Source organism: Mangrovactinospora gilvigrisea, from assembly GCF_001879105.1.
GTDB lineage: Bacteria > Actinomycetota > Actinomycetes > Streptomycetales > Streptomycetaceae > Mangrovactinospora > Mangrovactinospora gilvigrisea.
Map to the genome: position 1 here is coordinate 1 of NZ_MLCF01000148.1, position 3,642 is coordinate 3,642.

4 protein-coding genes are annotated in these 3,642 nt (G+C 72.2%); all 4 read left to right on the forward strand.

Features of this window, described 5'->3' with window-relative positions:
- The coding region (locus BIV57_RS21665; protein WP_071658558.1) for a nitrite/sulfite reductase at nt 1-1,657 on the forward strand (1,657 nt) is incomplete at its 5' end.
- On the forward strand, nt 1,654-1,854 hold the full coding sequence (locus BIV57_RS21670) for a hypothetical protein (protein ID WP_071658559.1): 201 nt from the start codon (nt 1,654-1,656) through the stop codon (nt 1,852-1,854). The genes BIV57_RS21665 and BIV57_RS21670, both read left to right, overlap by 4 nt.
- Nucleotides 1,851-2,597: a phosphoadenylyl-sulfate reductase gene (locus BIV57_RS21675; protein WP_245797844.1), complete on the forward strand. Its 747-nt coding sequence runs from the start codon at nt 1,851-1,853 to the stop codon at nt 2,595-2,597. Before BIV57_RS21670 ends, BIV57_RS21675 begins: the two co-directional genes overlap by 4 nt.
- Nucleotides 2,598-2,637: 40 nt before the next feature.
- A complete protein-coding gene (cysD, locus tag BIV57_RS21680) occupies nt 2,638-3,591 on the forward strand; it encodes a sulfate adenylyltransferase subunit CysD (protein ID WP_071658560.1) in 954 nt (317 codons plus the stop codon).
- Nucleotides 3,592-3,642: the final 51 nt, after the last annotated feature.

The window sequence follows — 3,642 nt, forward strand, 5'->3', positions numbered from 1 at the left end:
GGCCGGCCGCCACCGGCACCGCGGCGAGGGCCAATGGGCGCTCGGCCACCGGGAGCCGCTCAACGGCAACGAGCAGCTCAAGAAGGACGACGACGGGCTCAACGTCCGCAGGCGCATCGAAACCATCTACGCGCACGGCGGGTTCGACTCCATCGACCCCAACGACCTGCGCGGACGCTTCCGCTGGTGGGGGCTGTACACCCAGCGCCGCCCCGGGATCGACGGCGGCAAGACCGGCGTCCTGGAGCCCCACGAGCTGGACGACACGCACTTCATGATGCGGGTGCGCGTCGACGGCGGCGCCCTGACGGTCGCCCAACTGCGGGCCGTCGGCGAGGTGTCGGAGGCCTACGCGCGCGGCACCGCCGACCTGACGGACCGGCAGAACATCCAGCTGCACTGGGTCAACATCGAGGACGTCCCCGCCATCTGGGAGCGTCTGGAGTCGGTGGGCCTGTCCACCACCGAGGCGTGCGGCGACGTCCCCCGCGTCATCATCGGCTCACCGGTCGCCGGGATCGCCGCCGACGAGATCATCGACGGCAGCTGGGCCGTCGACGAGATCCACCGCCGCTACATCGGCAGCCCCGAATTCTCCAACCTGCCGCGGAAGTTCAAGACCGCCGTCTCCGGCTCGCCCGTCCAGGACGTCGTCCACGAGATCAACGACGTGGCGTTCGTGGGCGTCGAGCACCCCGAGCACGGCCCCGGCTTCGACGTCTGGGTCGGCGGCGGGCTCTCCACCAACCCCAAGCTGGCCGTGCGGCTGGGCGCCTGGGTGCCGCTGGCCGAGGTCCCCGAGGTGTGGGCCGGGGTCACCGGCATCTTCCGCGACTACGGCTACCGCCGGCTGCGGCACCGCGCCCGGCTGAAGTTCCTCGTCGCCGACTGGGGCGTGGAGAAGTTCCGCCAGGTGCTGGAGGACGAGTACCTGGAGCGCAAGCTCGTCGACGGCCCGGCGCCCGCCGAGCCCAACCGGGCCTGGCGCGACCACGTCGGCATCCACGAGCAGGCCGACGGCCGCTTCTACGTGGGCTTCGCGCCGCGCGTCGGCCGGGTGGACGGCGCCCTGCTCAGCAAGGTCGCCGACCTCGCCGAGGAGCACGGCTCGGACCGGCTGCGCACCACCGTCGAGCAGAAGATGATTATCCTCGACATCCCCGCGGACCGGGTCGACTCCCTGGTGGAGGGGCTGGAGGCGCTCGACCTGCGGGTCAAGCCGTCCCCCTTCCGGCGCGGCACGCTGGCCTGCACCGGCATCGAGTTCTGCAAGCTCGCCATCGTCGAGACCAAGGCGCGCGGCGCCGCGCTCATCGACGACCTGGAGCGGCGGCTGCCCGAGTTCGACGAGCCGATCAGCATCCACCTCAACGGCTGCCCCAACGCCTGCGCCCGCATCCAGACCGCGGACATCGGCCTCAAGGGCCAGCTCGTCATCGACGACAACGGCGAGCAGGTCGAGGGCTACCAGGTGCACCTCGGCGGCAGCCTCGGCTTCGACGCCGGCTTCGGCCGCAAGGTCCGCGGCCTGAAGGTGACGTCCGATCAGCTGCCCGACTACATCGAGCGGGTGGTGCGGCGGTTCGCCGAGCAGCGGACCGAGGGCGAGCGCTTCGCCCAGTGGGCGGTGCGGGCGTCCGAGGAGGACCTGGCATGAGCGAGCGTGCGGCGCCCTTCCACTGCCCGTACTGCGGGGACGAGGACCTGCGTCCGCACGAACCCGCGGAGGGCGAGGGGGCGGGCCACGGCGAGTGGGAGTGCCGCGCATGCTCGCGCGCCTTCCGGCTGAAGTTCCTGGGGCTGATCGCCCCGGCCGTCCGGGCTGTCGAGGGAGTCGAGGGAGTCGAGGGATGAGCATCGAGACGCGCACCGTCACCGGGTCCGAGCACGACACCCCGCGCGACCCGGCGCGCACCGCCGAACTGCGCCGCCTCGCCGAGGAGGCCGCGGCCCGGTTCGCGGACGCCCCGGCGGAGGAGGTGCTGCGCTGGGCCGGCGAGACGTTCGGCAGCGGCTTCTGCGTCACCTCGTCCTTCGAGGACGCCGTCACCGCACACCTCGCCGCCCGCGCCGTGCCGGGCGTGGACGTCGTCTTCCTCGACACCGGCTACCACTTCGAGGAGACCATCGGCACCCGCGACGCGGTCGCCGAGCTGTACGACGTCAACGTGGTCAACGTCCTGCCCCGGCTGACGGTCGCCGAGCAGGACGCCGAGCACGGGCCGAAGCTCCACGACCGGGCGCCCGACCGGTGCTGCGCGCTGCGCAAGGTGGAGCCGCTGGAGGGCACGCTCGCCGGCTACGAGGCGTGGGCCACCGGCCTGCACCGCTACGACTCGCCGCTGCGGGCCGACACCCCGGTGGTGGAGTGGGACGCCAAGCGGGACATGGTCAAGGTCAACCCGGTGGTCGCCTGGACGCCGGAGCAGGTGCACGCCTACATCGAGGAGCACGGCGTCCTCGTCAACCCGCTGCTCGACGACGGCTATCCGTCCATCGGCTGCGCCCCCTGCACGCGGCGCGTCGCCCCCGGCGAGGACATCCGGGCCGGACGGTGGTCCGGCACCGGCAAGACCGAGTGCGGGCTGCATGTCTGACGCCGTGCCCGATCCCGACGACGACGAAGGGCGACCCGCCATGACCACGATCGCCACCGAGGCGGACGCCGCCGCGCCGCCCGCGCCCGCCGAACGCCCGGCGCCGCTCAGCCACTTGGACGTGCTGGAGTCGGAGGGCGTCCACATCATCCGCGAGACCGCCGGACAGTTCGAACGCCCCGTGCTGCTCTTCTCCGGCGGCAAGGACTCCATCGTCATGCTCCACCTGGCCCTCAAGGCCTTCGCCCCGGCCCCGGTGCCCTTCGGCCTGCTCCACGTGGACACCGGCCACAACTTCCCCGAGGTACTCGCCTACCGCGACGCCGTCGTGGCCCGGCACTCCTTGCGGCTGCAGGTCGCCTCCGTGCAGGACTACCTCGACGACGGCCGACTGCGCGAACGCCCCGACGGCACCCGCAACCCCCTGCAGACCCTGCCCCTGCTGGAAGCCATCGAGCACGGCAAACACGACGCCGTCTTCGGCGGCGGCCGCCGCGACGAGGAAAAAGCCCGCGCCAAGGAACGCATCTTCTCCCTGCGCGACGAGTTCGGCGCCTGGGACCCCCGCCGCCAGCGCCCCGAACTGTGGCAGCTGTACAACGGCCGGCACGCCGCCGGCGAACACGTCCGGGTCTTCCCCCTGTCGAACTTCACCGAACTGGACATCTGGCAGTACATCGCCCGCGAACGGATCGAGCTGCCCGCCATCTACTACGCCCACAACCGCAAGGTCTTCAACCGGGACGGCATGTGGCTGGCACCCGGCGCATGGGGCGGGCCCCGCGACGGCGAGACCGTGGTCGAGCGCCAGGTGCGCTACCGCACCGTGGGCGACATGTCCTGCACCGGCGCCGTGGAGTCCACCGCGGAAACCCTGGAGCAGGTGGTCGCCGAGATCGCCGCCTCGACGCTGACCGAACGCGGCGCCACCCGCGCGGACGACCGCCTCTCGGAAGCGGCGATGGAAGACCGCAAGCGCGAAGGATACTTCTGATGGGCACCCAAGACCCCGCCGCGCTGCTGCGGTTCGCCACCGCAGGCTCGG

Coding starts and splice junctions, on each gene's coding strand:
- BIV57_RS21670 (WP_071658559.1), top strand. CDS start 1,654: ATGAGCGAGCGTGCGGCGCCCTTCCACTGCCCGTACTGCGGGGACGAG.
- BIV57_RS21675 (WP_245797844.1), top strand. CDS start 1,851: ATGAGCATCGAGACGCGCACCGTCACCGGGTCCGAGCACGACACCCCG.
- cysD (WP_071658560.1), top strand. CDS start 2,638: ATGACCACGATCGCCACCGAGGCGGACGCCGCCGCGCCGCCCGCGCCC.